17 protein-coding genes and 1 pseudogene are annotated in these 16,145 nt (G+C 69.6%); 10 read left to right on the top strand and 8 right to left on the bottom strand.

Annotated features, from left to right (window positions below):
- Positions 1-290: 290 nt before the first annotated feature.
- Positions 291-470 (top strand): annotated as a pseudogene (locus ABZ851_RS02095) (helix-turn-helix domain-containing protein); the annotation flags it as partial.
- 18 nt (positions 471-488) lie between these two features.
- Positions 489-1,046, top strand: coding sequence for a TetR/AcrR family transcriptional regulator (locus tag ABZ851_RS02090; protein ID WP_361121776.1), 558 nt, complete (start codon positions 489-491; stop codon positions 1,044-1,046).
- Between the two features lie 33 nt (positions 1,047-1,079).
- Here ABZ851_RS02090 and ABZ851_RS02085 read toward each other — a convergent pair whose 3' ends face one another.
- Together ABZ851_RS02085 and ABZ851_RS02080 are read right to left on the bottom strand one after the other, a co-directional pair.
- Positions 1,080-1,532, bottom strand: a complete 453-nt coding sequence (locus ABZ851_RS02085) for a GNAT family N-acetyltransferase (RefSeq protein ID WP_361120816.1) — start codon at positions 1,530-1,532, stop codon at positions 1,080-1,082.
- Positions 1,533-1,672: 140 nt separating this feature from the next.
- The gene (locus ABZ851_RS02080) at positions 1,673-2,203 is read right to left on the bottom strand and encodes a MarR family transcriptional regulator (RefSeq protein ID WP_361120813.1); all 531 of its coding nucleotides are present in this window, start codon (positions 2,201-2,203) and stop codon (positions 1,673-1,675) included.
- A 145-nt stretch (positions 2,204-2,348) separates the two neighbouring features.
- Between ABZ851_RS02080 and ABZ851_RS02075 the strand changes: the two genes are divergently transcribed.
- The 5 genes from ABZ851_RS02075 (at position 2,349) to ABZ851_RS02055 (ending at position 8,636) form a co-directional block, all read left to right on the top strand.
- Positions 2,349-3,569, top strand: coding sequence for an MFS transporter (locus tag ABZ851_RS02075; protein ID WP_361120810.1), 1,221 nt, complete (start codon positions 2,349-2,351; stop codon positions 3,567-3,569).
- Positions 3,570-3,720: 151 nt separating this feature from the next.
- The gene (locus tag ABZ851_RS02070) at positions 3,721-4,167 is read left to right on the top strand and encodes a heme-binding protein (protein ID WP_361120807.1); all 447 of its coding nucleotides are present in this window, start codon (positions 3,721-3,723) and stop codon (positions 4,165-4,167) included.
- A 315-nt stretch (positions 4,168-4,482) separates the two neighbouring features.
- Complete coding sequence (locus ABZ851_RS02065) at positions 4,483-5,118, top strand: HAD-IB family phosphatase (RefSeq protein ID WP_336047569.1); 636 nt, start codon at positions 4,483-4,485, stop codon at positions 5,116-5,118.
- A gap of 451 nt (positions 5,119-5,569) precedes the next feature.
- A complete protein-coding gene (locus ABZ851_RS02060) occupies positions 5,570-7,648 on the top strand; it encodes a globin domain-containing protein (RefSeq protein ID WP_361120802.1) in 2,079 nt (692 codons plus the stop codon).
- Between the two features lie 49 nt (positions 7,649-7,697).
- Positions 7,698-8,636: a pyridoxamine 5'-phosphate oxidase family protein gene (locus ABZ851_RS02055; protein ID WP_361120801.1), complete on the top strand. Its 939-nt coding sequence runs from the start codon at positions 7,698-7,700 to the stop codon at positions 8,634-8,636.
- A gap of 37 nt (positions 8,637-8,673) precedes the next feature.
- Here the strand turns inward: ABZ851_RS02055 and ABZ851_RS02050 are convergent, their stop codons facing one another.
- From ABZ851_RS02050 to ABZ851_RS02030, 5 genes are all read right to left on the bottom strand, one after another.
- Complete coding sequence (locus ABZ851_RS02050) at positions 8,674-9,153, bottom strand: NUDIX hydrolase (RefSeq protein ID WP_088798878.1); 480 nt, start codon at positions 9,151-9,153, stop codon at positions 8,674-8,676.
- 48 nt (positions 9,154-9,201) lie between these two features.
- Entirely contained in the window at positions 9,202-10,098 is an 897-nt protein-coding gene (locus ABZ851_RS02045; RefSeq protein WP_361120797.1) for a LysR family transcriptional regulator, read from the bottom strand.
- 307 nt (positions 10,099-10,405) lie between these two features.
- Positions 10,406-11,533 (bottom strand): cystathionine gamma-lyase, encoded by a 1,128-nt coding sequence (locus tag ABZ851_RS02040; RefSeq protein ID WP_361120795.1) that lies wholly within the window; start codon positions 11,531-11,533, stop codon positions 10,406-10,408.
- Positions 11,530-12,168 carry a low molecular weight protein-tyrosine-phosphatase gene (locus tag ABZ851_RS02035; protein ID WP_361120792.1) on the bottom strand — a complete coding sequence of 213 codons (639 nt, stop codon included), beginning with the start codon at positions 12,166-12,168 and terminating at the stop codon, positions 11,530-11,532. The genes ABZ851_RS02040 and ABZ851_RS02035 overlap by 4 nt, the downstream gene beginning before the upstream one ends.
- A gap of 3 nt (positions 12,169-12,171) precedes the next feature.
- Positions 12,172-12,549, bottom strand: coding sequence for a phage holin family protein (locus ABZ851_RS02030; RefSeq protein WP_361120789.1), 378 nt, complete (start codon positions 12,547-12,549; stop codon positions 12,172-12,174).
- Positions 12,550-12,597: 48 nt separating this feature from the next.
- On the opposite strand from ABZ851_RS02030, the gene ABZ851_RS02025 reads away from it, so the two are divergent.
- From ABZ851_RS02025 to ABZ851_RS02015, 3 genes are all read left to right on the top strand, one after another.
- Positions 12,598-12,915 carry a cupin domain-containing protein gene (locus ABZ851_RS02025; protein WP_311622940.1) on the top strand — a complete coding sequence of 106 codons (318 nt, stop codon included), beginning with the start codon at positions 12,598-12,600 and terminating at the stop codon, positions 12,913-12,915.
- 222 nt (positions 12,916-13,137) lie between these two features.
- Positions 13,138-13,362 (top strand): DUF5326 family protein, encoded by a 225-nt coding sequence (locus ABZ851_RS02020; protein ID WP_129295284.1) that lies wholly within the window; start codon positions 13,138-13,140, stop codon positions 13,360-13,362.
- A gap of 742 nt (positions 13,363-14,104) precedes the next feature.
- A complete protein-coding gene (locus tag ABZ851_RS02015) occupies positions 14,105-14,527 on the top strand; it encodes an SsgA family sporulation/cell division regulator (protein ID WP_328385666.1) in 423 nt (140 codons plus the stop codon).
- A 202-nt stretch (positions 14,528-14,729) separates the two neighbouring features.
- On the opposite strand, the gene ABZ851_RS02010 is transcribed toward ABZ851_RS02015, so the two are convergent.
- Positions 14,730-16,136 carry a YibE/F family protein gene (locus ABZ851_RS02010; RefSeq protein WP_361120783.1) on the bottom strand — a complete coding sequence of 469 codons (1,407 nt, stop codon included), beginning with the start codon at positions 16,134-16,136 and terminating at the stop codon, positions 14,730-14,732.
- Positions 16,137-16,145 lie beyond the last annotated feature (9 nt).

The following is a 16,145-nucleotide window of genomic DNA, read 5'->3' as shown; positions in this document are numbered from 1 at the left end:
CTGGACCCGGCATCGGCGGCATCGCGGCCGGCGGTTATCCGGTCTGGCGCCTGTCAGGAGCAGCCCGGTGGCGGGCCCGAGGCTCCGGGGGCAGGCTGGACGCACGGAGACGCCGGCAGGGCCGCCCACTGTCCGCGCAGACGTCGACCGCGGTTCCGTTCCTCCGGCCGCCGCGCCGCTGAGACCCTGAACGATCTTGCTGGAACCCTCTTATAGAATCGGAACGAGCGACCCGTTTGGAAAGGCGGAACGCGCGCACCGGGTGGAGACGTTTCTCAGGAGGTCCGGCGGTGATCCAGAGTGGCGTCACGCGCCCCCGTGCGGATGCGCGGCGCAACAGGGCACTCGTACTCCAGGCGGCTCGATTCGCTTTCGAGGAACAGGGGTTGGGGGTACCACTCGGGGAGATCGCGCGCCGTGCGGGTGTCGGCGCGGGAACCGTCTACCGCCATTTCCCTTCCAAGGAAGCCCTGTTCAGGGCGACGATCGTGGAGCGGATCGAGCTTTTCACCGACACCGCAAGGGACTTGGCCGAGGCACCGGACCCTGGTGCGGTGTTCTTTCGCTTCGTTTCCTCCGTGGTGCGGCTCGCTTCACGGAACAAGGCGTTGTGTGACGCACTGGAAGCCGCCGGCGCGGGCCGTTTCGAACCGTCGCCGGGGGTCGGTCAGGACTTCGACGATGCGCTGGAGGTCCTGCTCGGGAGAGCCCAAGAGGCAGGCGCCGTACGGCGGGACGTCGGCATAGCGGATCTCAGGGCCCTGCTGGTGGGCTGTCTTTCCATGGAGCGGGCCCGGGCGGCAACCGGCGCTGAGCCGGGGGAGCAGGGCCGGATGACGGCACTGATGTGCGATGTACTGCGGCCGGCGTACGCCGTAACGGCCGTAACGAAACTCCCGGGTGGGCCCGTGAATCGTAACGAAGCGCGGTGTGGGGTGTGCGGCGCGGCGATCGCGGCGGCGCACACGGGTCGGCCCCCGCGCTACTGCGGTGGCGCCTGTCGGCAGAAGGCATACCGGACACGGGGCCGCACCCGGCAGGCCTGATCAGAGGAGGCCGCGCATCGGCAGCAGCACCGCTCAGAGCTGGAGCTTGAAGCCCAGGTGGGAGGCCTCGAAGCCGAGGCGCTCATAGAAGCGGTGGGCGTCGACGCGGGTCGCGTCCGAGGTCAGCTGGACCATCTGACAGCCGAGCGTGCGGGATTCCGCGACCGCCCACTCGATGAGCTGGGTGCCGAGGCCGCTGCCGCGCTCGTCGCTGTGGACTCGTACCCCCTCGATGATCGCGCGGGTGGCGCCGCGGCGGGACAGGCCGGGGATGACCGTGAGCTGAAGCGCGCCGACCGTTCGCCCCTCGCGGACCGCGACGATCTGGTGCTGGTGCGGGTCGGCAGCCAGCGCCTCGAACGCGGCGCGGTAGGGAGCCAGGTCGTCCGGCGATTCGCGGGCGGCGCCCAGGGGGTCGTCGGCGAGCATCGCGATGATGGCGGGCAGATCGGCCTCGGTCGCGCGGCGTATCTCGATATCGCTCATGGGCGTGACCTTATGCCGTGCGGTCGAGGGGGCGGGAGGCAGGCAGCCGCGCCCCCTCCAGCCGTCGGCCCGTCAGACCCGTCGGTCCGTCGGCCTCGGCCCTCCGGGGCTCTGGGCGTCACCCCAGCAGGCTTTCGGCGTCACTCCTGTGGTGCGAGCGTTTCGACGGCGGTGACCAGCGGTGCCAATTCGGGTCGCTGTGCGGCGTCCTGGAGGGCTTCACGCAGTGCGCCGTCATGGGTGGGCCGGGCCTCCACCAGGAGCGCGAGGCCGTCGGGCGTCACATTGGTGTAGATGCCGCGCCGGTCGTCCGGGCACAGGTAGCGCGAGAGCAGTCCCCGCTCCTCGAGCCGCGTGACCAGGCGGGTCGTGGCGCTCTGGCTGAGGACGACGGAGTCCGCGACCTGGTGCATCCGCAGATGGCCGCCAGGGCCGTCGTGCTGCTCGCTGAGCACGTTGAGGACCGAGAACTCACGGACGCTGAGGCCGTGCGTCTGCAGGGCGCGCTCGATGTGGGACTCGATGCGGCTGTGCAGCGCGGAGAGCGCGCACCAGCCCTGCGCCAGTCCAGGGGTCGGCGCCGGCGGGCAGCCGGGATCGGCCGGTGCTGCCGACTGCGGTGTCTCCATCGCCTCCTGCTGCTCCTGTATCTCGCGCGTCTGCTGCGTCATCGACGACCTCCTCAAGGGCGCGCCTCATGGGCGCACCACCCCAGGATAGGGCACCGGCGAAATATAAGGCGCTTGCAATTAATCGCGTCTGCAATTATTGTCTACGCTTGTAAGGGACGGACGCAACCATCTGAAGGGATCCGTCATGCCTCTCGCACTCCTGGCTCTCGCCATCGGTGCCTTTGGGATCGGAACGACCGAGTTCGCGGTCATGGGCCTGCTGCCCGACATGGCGGCAGGTTTTGGCGTCTCCATCCCCCTCGCCGGATACGCGACCACGGTCTATGCGCTCGGCGTGGTCATCGGAGCGCCCCTGATGACCGCCGTCGGCACGCGCTTCACCCGCAAGCAGATGCTGATGCTGCTGATGGGCCTGTTCATCGTGGGCAACCTGCTCACGGCCACCGCGCCCAACTTCGGGATCATGCTCGCCGGGCGGATCGTGGCCGCGTTCACGCACGGAGCGTTCTTCGGCATGGGCGCGCTCGTCGCCGCCGACCTCGTCGCGCCCGAGAAGCGGGCCACCGCCATATCGCTGATGTTCAGCGGCCTGACCATCGCCAACGTCGTGGGCGTACCGGCCGGCACCATGCTCAGCCAGCAGTTCGACTGGCGCACCACCTTCTACGCCATCACCGTGCTCGGTGTGCTCGGCCTGCTGGGCATCGCCAAGCTGGTCCCGGCGCAGGAGGCGAAGGCGGCCTCTCCGCTGGGCAGCGAAATCGCGGTGTTCCGCAACCCGCAGGTCGGTCTCGCGATGCTGATGACGGTCCTGGGTTTCGGCGGTGTCTTCGCGGCCGTCACCTACCTCGCCTCGATGATGACCGAGGTCACCGGCTTCGCGCCGTCCTCCGTGATCTGGCTGACGGCCGTCTTCGGCCTCGGCATGGTCGGCGGGAACCTGGTCTCCGGTCGCTTCACCGACCGCGCCATGATGCCGATGCTGTTCGTGTCCATGACCGGTCTGGCACTGTCGCTGGCCGCTTTCAACTTCACCGCGCACGACAAGACCGCCGCCATCGTCACCATCGCGCTGATCGGCATCTTCGGCTTCGCCACTGTTCCGCCGCTGCAGAAGCGGGTGATGGACCAAGCGGCCTCGGCGCCCACCCTCGCCTCGGCCGGCAATATCGCGGCCTTCAACTTCGGCAACGCGCTGGCCGCCTGGCTCGGCGGGATCGTCATCTCGGCCGGCCTCGGCTACACCGCGCCCAACTGGGTCGGTGCGCTGATGACCGTCGCGGCGCTGGGCGTGGCGATATTGGCCACCGCGCTGGAGCGGCGTCAGGCAGGCCGTGGCCGCGTGGTGGCCGCCGACGGAGCCGACGCGACCGCCGACGAGCCCGTGGCGGCGGCGCACGGCTGACAAATGCCGCCGTACCGCACCTCCGAATCAACGGCGCACGGCCATCACCGGACCAACGAGCCCCCCAGCGCGACACACACCCTCAGCGCGGCACTCATCCCCAGTACCACCACGCATCCCCAGCACACCATGCACCGAAGGAAGAGTCCTCATGAGCACCACCACCTCTGTCACGCCCACCCCCACCGTCCGTCCGCTCACCACACGCGAGGCCGAGGGCATCATCGACGCTGCCGTTCGTGCCGCCGAAGGCATCGGGGTGCGGGGCAGCGTCAGCGTCCTGGATGCGGGCGGTCATCTGCTCGGCTTCCGGCGGGACGACGCGGCCGTGCTGATCTCGGGGGAGACCAGCACCCGCAAGGCGTACACGGCACTGCAGTTGGACGCCCCGACCGCTGATCTGGTCGAGCTCGTACGGCCCGACGGACTCTTCCACACCCTGCCCACGGCGCTGGACCGGCCGCTGCTCTTCCTCGCGGGCGGTGTGCCGCTCCACCGGGACGGCCGGCTGATCGGCGCGCTCGGCTTCGGCGGCGGTGCCCCCGAGCAGGACCACCGGATCGTCACCGAGGCGACAGCGGAGGCCGATCTCGCCTGACGGTCCTCCTCTCGTGGCCGGGGCGCGCGTCTGGGGCCCGGCGGGCGGGCCGGCTGAGCTGCTGCATGGCTCCCACGGTGGCGCCGCGTGCCCCGCAGTACATCTGCCGCCGGGAGTATCCGCACGTACGCGGGCTTGAGTACGCCCCGCGACGTACGGCGCCGGACACGGCTCGCCCCCGGCCCCCGATCGTACGGTTCCGGTCGCTTCCCGGTCCGGTCGGCCGTGCGGCCCCGGCCGCAATGCCCTTCCCCCGGACTCTCGCTCTCGCCAGCCGCCCTCGCGCCTCCTAGGAGGTCCCCTAGGCTCCGGGGCATGAGCAAGCTGCATCTGTTCGACATGGACGGGACTCTGCTGCATGGGTCCGCGGCCGCCGTGGAGATCTCCCGGCAGCTCGGGCTGGACCGGGAGATCGCCGAGCTGGAACGCGGATTTATCGCGGGTGAACTGACTCCCCTGCAGTTCGCGCAGCGGGCATGTGACCTCTGGGCCGCCGAGTTGACCGAACTCACGGTGGCCGCGGCCTTTGACGGCTCCCCCTGGCTGACCGGAATCCGGGAAGTCTGGGCGGATATCCGGGCGCGCGGCGAACGGTGCGCGGTGATTTCTCTCTCGCCGGGCTTCTTCGTCGAACGGCTGCTGGCCTGGGGCGCCGATACGGCACACGGTTCCCGCTGGCCCGCGTTGCCGATCCGCGCGGCGGTGGAGCCGGCCGGCATCCTCTCGCCGGCGGCGAAGGTACGGATTGCCGATGAACTCTGCGTGCAGTACGGCCTGACCCGGGCCGACTGCGTGGCATACGGCGACTCCATGTCGGACACCGAACTCTTCGCCGCAGTTCCGCAGTCCGTGGCCGTGAATGCGGATCACCATGTCAGTGAGCTGGCTTCATATGCGTACGCAGGCGGTGATCTGCGGGAGGCATACGAACTGGTGCGTACTGGCCGGTAATTCCGAGCCGCTCCGACGGATTCGTCCACTGTGTACGCGGAAAACGCCGTCTGTGGGGAGGATCACTGTTATCGGAAGGGCCGCGTGGAGTGTTCCAAGATCGGGGCTTGTGGTTTCAACTGCTGCCGGTATGGTCGAGTCCGACTTGGCGGAGGCATGGATTCCAGCGGTGCGCGAAGGGCGAGCTCAAAGCTCGTCAGCCTAGCGGCGAAGCGGCCCTCGGCACCCGGACTTCCGACTATTTGTCCGATGTGGTGAGCGGGGATGGCATGCTGCTGACGCGGCATCTGCTCCGCATTGTCGCAAGAGAGTGAGATATGTCCGCTTTGGAGGGTGTTGCCGGAGTCGCTTGAGTCGATGAAGAATTCCGGGGCAGGACGGGGGAATTCCGCGCAGTTCCGTTCCACGGAAGTGCGAAGACAACCGAAAGACGTTCGAGGCGAGGCAGACCATGGACGCTCCGACCACCACGTCGGCCGATAGTGGCTCTTCCGGCGGGAGCAGTGGCGATTGGGGTTGGTTCACTCCACCGGCGAAGAAGTCCTCCGGAGAACAGCAGGAACGGCAAAACAGCCAGGACCGGCAGCAGAACCAGGACGCACCGGCAGAACCGGGCGACCGGAGTGAACACCCCGACCACGGCGACCGCAGAGACCACCATGAGTGGAACGAGAGAGATGAACGGAACGACCGGGAACAGATACCCAGTCGGCCGGTCAATCCGATCCGGCCGGTAGGCACTGCCGCCGCGCGCGAGCGGGAGACGGAGCCGTCGCAGGAACCCTCGCCGCGGCACGAAGCGGACCGGCCGTCCGCGGCAGCCGGCTACCCCGAGCAGCCCTTCGCGGCCGGCTACCCCGAGCAGCCCTTCCCTGCCGGCTACCCCGAGCAGCCCTTCGCGGCCGGCTACCCCGAGCAGCCCTTCCCTGCCGGCTACCCCGAGCAGCCCTTCGCGGCCTCCTATCCCGAGCAGCCCTTCGCGGCCTCCTATCCCGAGCAGTCCACCGCAGTTCCAGGAGCCACCACGGCTCCGGGAAACACCGCGGTTTCAGGAAGCGGCTCAGTTTCAGGAAACACCGCGCCGGCTCCCGCCCCGCCACGCCGTGAGGCCGAGCCCGCCTGGCGCGGTGAGCCACCCATGGACCGCCAGTCGGTCCGGGATCGCGAACCCGCCCGGGGCCGGGAACCCGAGCCCGTACACGAAACGGCGCGCGCCACGGGAGCGCCCGCGGGAGCCCCCACCGGTGGCGTGCCCGCCACGGCACCGGCCGCCCAGCACCAGGCCCCCGCCGCTCCCGCTGCCTTCACCCCCACGACGCGACCCGCGGCCCCTGCCCCGGCGCCCTCTCTCGACGCCCTGCAGGCCTCGGCCTCGTCCGCCACGCCCGCCTCCCCCGACGCGCTGCTCATCCGTCGCACCATGGCGGAAATCGAGCCCGTGGCCGACAAGGTCACCTCGTACTTCTACGCGCTGCTCTTCGTCCAGTACCCCGATCTGCGGGCGCTGTTCCCCGCGTCGATGGACACCCAGCGCGACCGGCTCTTCAAGGCGCTGCTCACCGCCGCCCAGCATGTCGACGACGCCGAGGTGCTCACCGCCTACCTGGCGAACCTCGGGCGCGGCCACCGCAAGTACGGCACCCAGCCCGACCACTACCCGGCCGTCGGCGAATGCCTGCTCAACGCGCTCGCACGCTATGCGACGTCCAGTTGGGGGCCCGAGACGCAGGCCGCGTGGGTGCGGGCCTACACCGCGATCTCGCAGATCATGATCGATGCGGCGGCCGAGAACGAGGCCGTGGCGCCTGCCTGGTGGCAGGCCGAGGTCGTCTCGCACGAGCTGCGGACGCCCGATATCGCAGTGGTACTGGTCCGTCCGGACCAGCCCTACCCGTTCCTCGCGGGGCAGTACGCGAGTGTGGAAACCCCCTGGTGGCCACGGGTCTGGCGGCACTACTCCTTCGCTTCCGCACCGCGCTCCGACGGCCTGCTCTCCTTCCACGTCAAGGCGGTCCCGGCGGGCTGGGTCTCCAACGCCATGGTCCACCGCGCCCGCCCCGGCGATGTCATCCGGCTCGGCGCTCCCGGCGGCTCGATGACCGTCGACCACAGCAAGCGCAGCGGCCTGCTGTGCGTCGGCGGCGGCACCGGTATCGCCCCCATCAAGGCGCTGGTCGAGGATGTCGCGGAACACGGTGTCCGGCGCCCCGTCGAGGTCTTCTACGGCGCCCGCAGCGACCACGACCTCTACGACCTCGACACCATGCTGCAGCTGGAGCAGACCCATCCGTGGCTCTCCGTGCGCCCGGTCGTCGCCAGCGGACCAGCGGCCCGCGGCGGAACGAGCAGCGAGAGGGGCCAACTGCCCGATGCGGTCCGGCAATACGGTCCTTTCCGGGAATACGACGCCTATCTTTCCGGGCCGCCAGGGTTGATTCGCAGCGGTGTGGACGCTTTGGTGGGGGTCGGCATCCCGACCGAGCGCATCCGGCACGACTCCGTGGAAGAGCTGGTCCCGGCGGGAGATTGAGGTCTTGGCAGCACAGGTCGAATTCGGTCCGACAGGGGAGGGGTGGGGCATGCCACGGCAAGAGCGCCCCGGGAGCGACGGCGAGCATCTGGTGCAGCAGCGGCTCGGTACGACCAAGCGGGCCGACCGTTTCTACGGTGAACAGGTCCTGGACCATCTCAATGTCCGTATGCAGGAGTTCGTGGCCCGGCAGGAGATGTTCTTCCTGTCCACGGCCGACCGGCACGGCGAGTGCGATGCCACGTTCCGGGCCGGGCCGCCTGGGTTCATCCAGGTGCTCGATGCCCGGACGCTGGCATACCCGGAATACCGCGGCAACGGTGTCATGGCGTCCGTCGGCAACATCTCGGAGAATCCGCGCCTGGGAATCTTGATGGTCGACTTCACCCGTGACCGCATCGGATTGCACGTCAACGGCCGGGCACGCGTCGTCATGGACGAGGACATGCGGCTGCAGCACCCCGGTCTGCCGGTCGACCCGGTTCCCGGCCGGCGTGCCCAACTGTGGGTGACCGTCGAGGTCGAAGAGGCGTACATCCACTGCGCCAAGCACATTCCGCATCTGCAGAAGGTCCCGGCGCAGCAGCGCGGAGCGCGAGCCTGGGGCACCGATGACGCCAAGCGCAAGGGCGGCGACTTCTTCGGCGCGGCGGCGGAGGCAGATCAGCGGCCGCCCTTCCGGTGCGCCGAGCGCGGGAACGAGCACCTTCGGGGCGGACTGCACGAGGACACCGATGACGCGGTGTACCAGGCGGCGGCCCCGGCGTACGGAAGCGATCCGGTGCCCGGGGACAGCGCGCCCGCTGCCGCACGGGTCGGTCCCGCGTACCCGGGCGCGCCCCGTGATCCGGGCCGGGACGACTTCGTGGAGGAGCTGAACGCGGAGTTCCTCGACCGGGTCGAGCGGGTGCTCGCCCGTGCCCAGCCCCGTCGGTCCGCGGAGGACGATCCGGGGTTCCGCGGGTGGTTCGACCGGCGCGACGGCTGAGACAGCCCGCCGCACGGGCGGTGGTGCGGGATACCGCTCAGCCCAGGTCGGGGGCGTGCATCGCCCGCACGCCCTCGATGTTGCCGTCGAGGTAGTGCCGCAGTGACAGCGGCACGACCTCGACGGAGGCGATGCCGACACGGGTGAAGGGCACCCGCACGATCTCGTACTCCCCGCAGGGTTCCTCGACCTCGGGGCCGTGCCGGCGGGAGACGTCCATCGAGTCGAGCCGGCAGACGAAGAAGTGCTGGACCTTCACGCCGTCCACCCCGCCGTCGCTGAAGTGCTCGACGGTGTCGACGAAGACCGGCACCACGTCCTTGATCTTTGCGCCCAGCTCTTCGTCCAGTTCGCGGTGGAGGGCGTCGATCACGGTGGCGTCCTCGGGCTCCACGCCACCGCCCGGAGTGATCCAGTACGGGGCCCGGCCCGGCTTGGTGCGCTTGATCAGAACCAGGTCCGCGCCGTCGAGCAGGATCGCGCGGGCGGTGCGTTTGACGACTGGCCGTACGTTCATAGGGGACAGATGCCGCAGTCACGGCCCGGTGAAACCCACGCCCCTCGGTCACCAGTCGACAGCGGTGCGCAGCAGCCACTCATGCGCCCGGGCTATGTGCGGCAGGCCGAGCGTCCCGGTCCGTACGGTCAAGAAGTACGTCCGCAGCGGGGGCACCGGCGGGTCGAGCAGGGCCACGACCTCGCCGCTGTCCAGTGCGTCGGCGCACAGGTAGCGCGGCAGCACCGCGAGCCCCACACCGGCCGTCACGCAGGACAGCACCGCCCGGAGGTCCGCGGCGATCACGGCGGCGGAGGCGGCGGGCTTGGCGTCGAAGACCGCAGACCAGTAACGGGCGATCAGTGGCAGGCTCTCGTGGACCTCGACGAGCGGCACGGGGTCCAGCACGCGGACTCCCCCGGCCTGCAGCGCGGCGCTCCCGCCCAGCTCGGCCGCCCACCGCGGCGCCGCGATCAGCACATGCTCCTCGTCGCAGAGCGGGGTGGCGGTGAGCAGCCCGCCGCGCGGTCGGGTGGTGGTGACGGCCAGATCGTGGTGGCCGGCCGCCAGGCCGGTCAGCAGTTCCTCCGCGGGGCCGAAGGCGGTCCGTATGGACAGCCCCTGAGCGATCAGCGGGGTGAGTGCCGGGAGTGCGCGCTCGGCAAGGAACTCCGGCGGCCCCGCCAGATGGAGAGTGCGGGTGACGGAGTCACGGTCCAGGCCGGCCTCTGTGATCTCGGTGAGCGCGTCCAGGTGCGGTGCCACTTTGTGGGCGAGTTCCTCGCCGATGGTAGTGGGGGTGACGCCACGGGCGCAGCGGAGGAAGAGAGGGCGGCCCAACTGGCGTTCCAGGGACCGGATCTGGCTGGTCACCGCGGGCTGGGAGAGGCCGAGTAATGCCGCGGCGCGAGTGAAGGAGCCGGCTCGGTGCACGGTGACGAAGGTGCGCAGCAGAGCCAGATCCATCGCGTACCTCCTGCGCCTCTCGGAAGCCTGGTCGCGGGCCAACTATAAATTTGTCGATAGGGCTGTGTCGCTAGCGTGATTGGACAATGACGCTCAGTCAACTAGCCTTGTTCGAGCGGTTCGTTTCACGTGGAACATTTGGTTTCACGTGAAACGCGTGGACTCGGGGCCATGGGAACCGCAGGCCGGCAGGGTGACGAGGGGGGATACCCTGCCGGCCTACTTCATGCCGCTTCCATGCCTCGGGCCGGGGCGTGCCCTGCCTGTTCGACTCGTTCCGCGGCTTGGGGTCACACCGGCCGTCCGGTCAGTTCTGTGCAGCCGCTCCCAGCGCCCGGATGACATCCGCGACCAGATCCTCCGGCTCCTCGATGCCGACCGAGAAGCGGATGAAGCCCTCCGGCACGGCATCGCCGCCCCAGCGGGCCCGTCGCTCGGCGCTGGATCGTACGCCTCCAAAACTTGTCGCATCGTCCACCAGGGTCAGCGCGGCCAGGAACCGCTCCGCGTGGGCCTTGTCGGGCAGGACGAAGGACACCACGGAGCCGAAGCGGCCCGGGCGCATCTGCCGGGCGGCGAGCTCGTGGGACGGATCGGAGGGGAGGCCGGGGTGGCGCAGGCCGGTGACCTCGGGGCGGTCGGCCAGCGCCGTGGCCAGTGCCAGGGCACCCTCCGACTGCTGGCGGACGCGCAGCGCGAGGGTGGCCAGCGAACGATGTGCGAGCCAGCTCTCCATCGGACCGGGGATCGCGCCCACCGTCTTGCGCCAGAGTCGTACGGAATCGGCCAGCGCGGCATCGCGGGTGCTGGCGTACCCCAGCAGGACGTCGCCGTGACCGGTCAGTGCCTTGGTGCCGCTGGCGACCGAGAAGTCCGCGCCGAGGCCGAGCGGCCGTTGGCCGAGCGGGGTGGCGAGGGTGTTGTCGACGGCCACCAGCGCACCGCGCCGGTGTGCTTCGTCAGCCAGCCGCCGGATGTCGCAGACATCGAGGCCGGGGTTGGAGGGCGTTTCGATCCACAGCAGCCGGGCGCCGTCCAGCGCGTCGAGCTGTGCGTCGTGTGCGGTCGGAGCGGTACGGACCTCGATTCCGTAGCTCTCCAGGCGCGTGCGGACCGCGGGCAGCAGTTGGTATCCGTCGCTGGGGAGCACCACGGCGTCGCCGGAGCTCAGCTGGGAGAAGAGGACCGCGGTGATCGCTGCCATCCCGGAGGCGAAGGCGACGGTATGGGTGCTTTCGTCCGGTGACTCGAGCTCGCCGATGGCCTGTTCCAGACGGGTCCAGGTCGGGTTGGCGTCGCGGCCGTAGGCGTACGGGCCGACGGCATCGCCGGGGAGGTGATAGTGCGCCGCGAACACCGGCCCCGGGAGCGTGGGCTCATGGGCCTCGGGCTCGGGAAGCCCGGCGCGTACGGCGCGGGTGCCGTCGCCGGTCATGCGCTCTCCTTTTGCTGCGGAGGATGCGGCCCCCGCGTCCGGGGTCGGCCGGGGTCGTACCCGCGAGCCGGAGCGGTGACCGCCGTACGGGACATGATCGCGGCCCGTACCGCCACCAGCAGGCCCTCGCTCGCCGCCTCGATCATCTCCAGGCACTCCTCGAAACCGGCGAGACCGCCGTAGTACGGATCGGGCACGTCGAGGCCGTCGGCGGTGGCGAGGCCGTTGATGGTGCCGAGGCCGGGCGGCGGTCCCATGACGGTGTCCGCCGCCGCGTCCGGCCCGTACGAGCGGAGCAGGTGGATCTTTGCGGCGTCCTGCGCGGTCGGGGCCAGGGCGCGCAGCTCGCGCAGGTGGCCGGAGTCGAACGCGATGACCAGGTCGAGGTCGTCGAACCAGGAGGTGTGGAATTGGCGGGCAGCGTGGACGTGTTCATAACCGCCCGCGCGCAGCACGGAGTCCGTGCGCGGGTCGGCCCCCTCGCCCTCGTGCCAGCCGCCGGTCCCCGCGCTGTCGACCTCGACCAGGCCGTCGAGGCCGTCTTCCGCGAGCCGGGCGCGGAAGACGGCCTCCGCCATCGGCGACCGGCAGATGTTGCCGGTGCAGACGAAGCAGATACGGAAGGGGGCGGTCAAGGATCAGTCCTCGTCGGGAAGGACCACATGCATCGCCCAGGCGACGATGGAGATGATCACGCCGCCGAGCAGGGCCGTCCAGAAGCCGTCCACATGGAAGGCGAGGTCGGCCTTGCCGGCGAGCCAGGAGGTCAGCAGCAGCATCAGCGCATTCACGACCAGCGTGATCAGGCCTAGCGTGAGGATGAACAGCGGGAAGGACAGCAGCTTCACCACGGGCTTGACCAGGAAATTGACCAGCCCGAAGATCAGCGCGACCAGGATCAGAGTGAGTATCTTGCGGCCGGTGTTCTCACCGGTGAGCGTGATGTCCTTGAGCAGCCAGATGGCCACGGCAAGCGCCGCGGCATTGGCGATCGTCTTGACCAGAAAATGCTTCATGGTGAGATCGTCGCAGACGAGTCTGAATCATCAGAGGGGACGATCGGCATGAAGGCATTCAGACTGGATGAACTGGAAGCGGAACGGGCCGCGAACGACGGCGCGTATCTGCAGTTCCTCCGGGAACGCAACATGTCGGTCGGGCTGTACGCACTGGACGCCGGCAGCATCGATCCACAGCAGCCGCACGCCCAGGACGAGGTGTATCTCGTGGTCAGCGGCCGGGCGGCGATCACCGTCGGGGCGGAGACCCAGCCGGTGGCCCGGGGCAGCGTGGTCTACGTGCCGGCCGGGGTGCCCCACAAGTTCCATCACATCAGCGAGGATCTCCGGGTGATGGTGGTCTTCTCTCCTCCCGAGAGCTAAGGGCCCGGCCCCGGAACCCGTAGGGGAAGGGTCAGGGAAGGGCCAGGGCCGCGAAGCCCCCACGGCCGCGGTACGCGTCCTAGCATCGTTGGTGCAGGGGAACCCGAAGGTGTGAGGCAACGGGCCGCACGCGGACGGCATCACCGCTGCAGCAACGGCACAGCCGACGGATGGCGCGGTACGGACAGCGACAGCGCGACAGACAGAAAGCAGGGCAGAGCAGTGGCTGGTAAGGGGATATTCGCAGGACTTCCGTGGTGGGTCACCTGGGTCGTGGTGCCCGTCGTTCTGATCGTCGTCTTCGGCGGACTGATCACCACCGCGCTCGGCTTCCTGATCGGTGTGCTGTTCAAGGTCCTCATAGCGGCAGCCCTGATCGCCGGAGTCATCTACCTCGTCCGCAGGGCCAGCGGCTCGTCCTCGTCCTCGTCGAAGAGCGACTGGTAATCGGCAGGCCGCCCGTCCGCCGGCGCCCGCGCCCCGCTGTGAGCGGACTCGGGTGTGCGGTATTGCCATCGTGAACAGCGAATCCGCCTGATGCCCTTGCGGGCGCCCGGCCCGGAGCCGGGCGCCCGCAAGAAGCTCGCCAGGCATGCGAAGGCGGGCCGTGGCGCGCCCGGGCCGGCCCGCCGTCTACTTCGCCGTCCCACCGGGAGGGTGATGTCGGGACGCCGGCGGTCGCTCACCGCGGCTACGGCCGCCGGTGAAATCGTGAACGGGCTTCCGTGCCACCACACCCGGACACGCGATCGGGCAATATCTGCTCGCACGGTTTGACGAGGTATCAAGCGGGGAGCGGTCGGCATGCCATGCCGTCCAGTAGATATCGCCCTTTCCGTGCGATCTGCGGACGAATTGCTGCACTCTGCGGATACGGTGCGTGGTAATCATCGGGCTTTCACGCATCGGGAATATGTCCTGGGCGCGGCGCGTGGGGCCTTCCCCGCCCAGGTGGAGGAGGTCGGCCCGGTGTCGGAGGGGCCCCCGCCCGCGGACGAACTGCGTCGATTGCAGTCCGTTACGGGCCGACTACGAAAAATGACGGAGGCGGCACTAACGACACTCGCCTTCTCTGTCAGTATCTGAAAACTCACTCCTTGTGATCTGCTTGCGCGTGGCAGACGATGGCGCCAATAGGGCCACGGGGATGTTTCCCGGCCATCTCCGATCAAGTGCGGGGCAGTGGTTGATGACCGACACAGTTCAGGCAGAAGTGATCATGAGCTTCGTCGTTTCGGAGGAGCTCGCGTTCCGGATTCCGGTGGAGCTGGACTTCGCCAGCGCCGATCCGTACGCCGTCCGCCTCACCTTCGATCTGCCCGGCGATGCGCCCGTGACCTGGGCGTTCGGTCGAGAGCTGCTGCTGGACGGGCTGAGCCGGCCGTCCGGTGAGGGGGATGTGCGTATCGAGCCGGCCTCCCCCGCGCACCTCAGTGATGTCTTCATCAGCCTTCAAGTCGGCGCCGAACGCGCGCTGTTCCGGGTCAGCGCGGCGCCACTGGTCGCCTTCCTCGACCGTACGGACCGGCTCGTACCTCTGGGCAAGGAAGAGGTCTGCGACACCCTGGAGGCCGTGCTGGACCAGATCCTCACGGAGGCACCGGCCGGCTGACCCCGCCCCGGTCGCCCCGTCCACGCCGACGCCCTACGGGTGCGCCGGGCCACCCGCGTACCCGGCGCCTCCCCTAGCCGTACCGCCCGTCCGTGCCGCCTGCCTGCCATCGTCCTCCAGCCGTCGGCCCGTCAGCCCGTCCGCATCCGCACCTCTCGCGGCACCGGCCCGAGGAGGGGGCGGAAGCCGTCCCTGCGTCCCCTCACCGCTTACGGCGCCTGCCGCGTCCCCCGCGACGGCTCGTGCGGCTCTCCGTGGCGCACTTCGGCATGCCGGCACCCACCACGGCCCCGGAATCCGCCCCGGATTGCCGGACGACTCCGGGCCCGCCGTCGCCGCCCGGTGTGCCCGGCCCCTTCCGGTCCGCCGAGACCACCAGTGCCGCCAGCAACGTCGTCAGCGGCACTGCGGCAACCAGCCCGATGCTGCCCACGAGCGTGCGGATGACCTCCTCGGCGACCACTTCGCTCGTGGCAACCGTGCCGACACTGCTCTGTGCGATCGAGAACAGCAAAAGCAAGGGCAGTGCGGCGCCCGCGTAGGCCAGCACAAGGGTGTTGACGACGGACGCGATGTGGTCCCGGCCGATCCGCATGGCGGCGCCGTAGAGCTTGCGCCAGCCGGCCGACGGGTCGGCCTCCCTGAGCTCCCAGACCGCGGCGGTCTGCGTCACCGTCACGTCGTCGAGCACACCCAGCGACCCGATGATGATCCCGGCGAGCAGCAGGCCGCGGATCTCGATGTCGGGGTACAGGCCGTGCACCAGCCCCGTCGTATCGTCCGTATTGCCGGTCAGCAGCGCCCAGTTGATGAACACCGACCCGAGCAGTCCGATCAGCAGCAGCGAGGCGAGCGTGCCGAGTACGGCCACCGACGTACGGGCCGTCAGGCCATGGCACAGATACAGCGCGATCAGCATGATCGCGCTTCCCCCGACCACTGCCACCACCAGCGGGTTGGAACCCTGCAGGATCGCCGGGAGGATGAACAGCGTCAGGACCACAAAGCTGGCCGCCAGCGCCACCAGCGCCAGTACGCCACGCAGTCGGCCGACGATCACCACCGCGCATGCGAAGAGGGCGGCCAGTACCCACATCGGGACAGTCCGGTCGACATCGCTGACCGCATACTGCAGATCCTTCGGCGCCTTGGGGGAGTACGCCACCACCACCTCCTGGCCGGTGGTGTAGTGCCGCAGGGCGTCCGGCGTCACCACCGCCTGGAAGGTGCGTCCGGCGTTCTCTCCCGTGGTGACCTTGATCGTCGCCTGCTGACACGGCTTGCCCTTGGTCCCTCCCCCGGCCGGTGGCTGTCCTGTAGAGGAGGGGGGCTGGGGCTGCTGCTCGGCATGGACGTCCGCGCAGTTCACCTCCGCCACTTTGATGACTCGGGCCTGCTCCGTGGGCTGGTCGAAGCCGACGCCGGACGGCTTGTGGGGAGGTGCGCCGCCCGGCCAGAGCACGACCAGACCGACGGCCACCGCGGCGGCAAAGGGGATCAGTACTGCCGCGATGACCTTGCGCAGATGCCGGGAGACGGGCGCGGCAGGGCCATGGCCGTGCGCGTGTGAGTGCACGGCGGCAGGGTGGCGGGACTCGTGTGGGCTCACCACCCGATC

It is taken from the genome of Streptomyces sp. NPDC047049 (assembly GCF_040643995.1).
In the GTDB taxonomy this organism is placed as follows: Bacteria; Actinomycetota; Actinomycetes; order Streptomycetales; family Streptomycetaceae; genus Streptomyces; species Streptomyces mooreae.
Note: the sequence above shows the minus strand (reverse complement) of the source record. Positions and strands in the feature narration are given on the sequence as shown.

Bases quoted from the DNA above. Each gene is read 5' to 3' on its own strand.
- ABZ851_RS02085 (WP_361120816.1), bottom strand. From the start codon at position 1,532: ATGAGCGATATCGAGATACGCCGCGCGACCGAGGCCGATCTGCCCGCC.
- ABZ851_RS02080 (WP_361120813.1), bottom strand. From the start codon at position 2,203: ATGACGCAGCAGACGCGCGAGATACAGGAGCAGCAGGAGGCGATGGAG.
- ABZ851_RS02075 (WP_361120810.1), top strand. From the start codon at position 2,349: ATGCCTCTCGCACTCCTGGCTCTCGCCATCGGTGCCTTTGGGATCGGA.
- ABZ851_RS02070 (WP_361120807.1), top strand. From the start codon at position 3,721: ATGAGCACCACCACCTCTGTCACGCCCACCCCCACCGTCCGTCCGCTC.
- ABZ851_RS02065 (WP_336047569.1), top strand. From the start codon at position 4,483: ATGAGCAAGCTGCATCTGTTCGACATGGACGGGACTCTGCTGCATGGG.
- ABZ851_RS02060 (WP_361120802.1), top strand. From the start codon at position 5,570: ATGGACGCTCCGACCACCACGTCGGCCGATAGTGGCTCTTCCGGCGGG.
- ABZ851_RS02055 (WP_361120801.1), top strand. From the start codon at position 7,698: ATGCCACGGCAAGAGCGCCCCGGGAGCGACGGCGAGCATCTGGTGCAG.
- ABZ851_RS02050 (WP_088798878.1), bottom strand. From the start codon at position 9,153: ATGAACGTACGGCCAGTCGTCAAACGCACCGCCCGCGCGATCCTGCTC.
- ABZ851_RS02045 (WP_361120797.1), bottom strand. From the start codon at position 10,098: ATGGATCTGGCTCTGCTGCGCACCTTCGTCACCGTGCACCGAGCCGGC.
- ABZ851_RS02040 (WP_361120795.1), bottom strand. From the start codon at position 11,533: ATGACCGGCGACGGCACCCGCGCCGTACGCGCCGGGCTTCCCGAGCCC.
- ABZ851_RS02030 (WP_361120789.1), bottom strand. From the start codon at position 12,549: ATGAAGCATTTTCTGGTCAAGACGATCGCCAATGCCGCGGCGCTTGCC.
- ABZ851_RS02025 (WP_311622940.1), top strand. From the start codon at position 12,598: ATGAAGGCATTCAGACTGGATGAACTGGAAGCGGAACGGGCCGCGAAC.
- ABZ851_RS02015 (WP_328385666.1), top strand. From the start codon at position 14,105: ATGACCGACACAGTTCAGGCAGAAGTGATCATGAGCTTCGTCGTTTCG.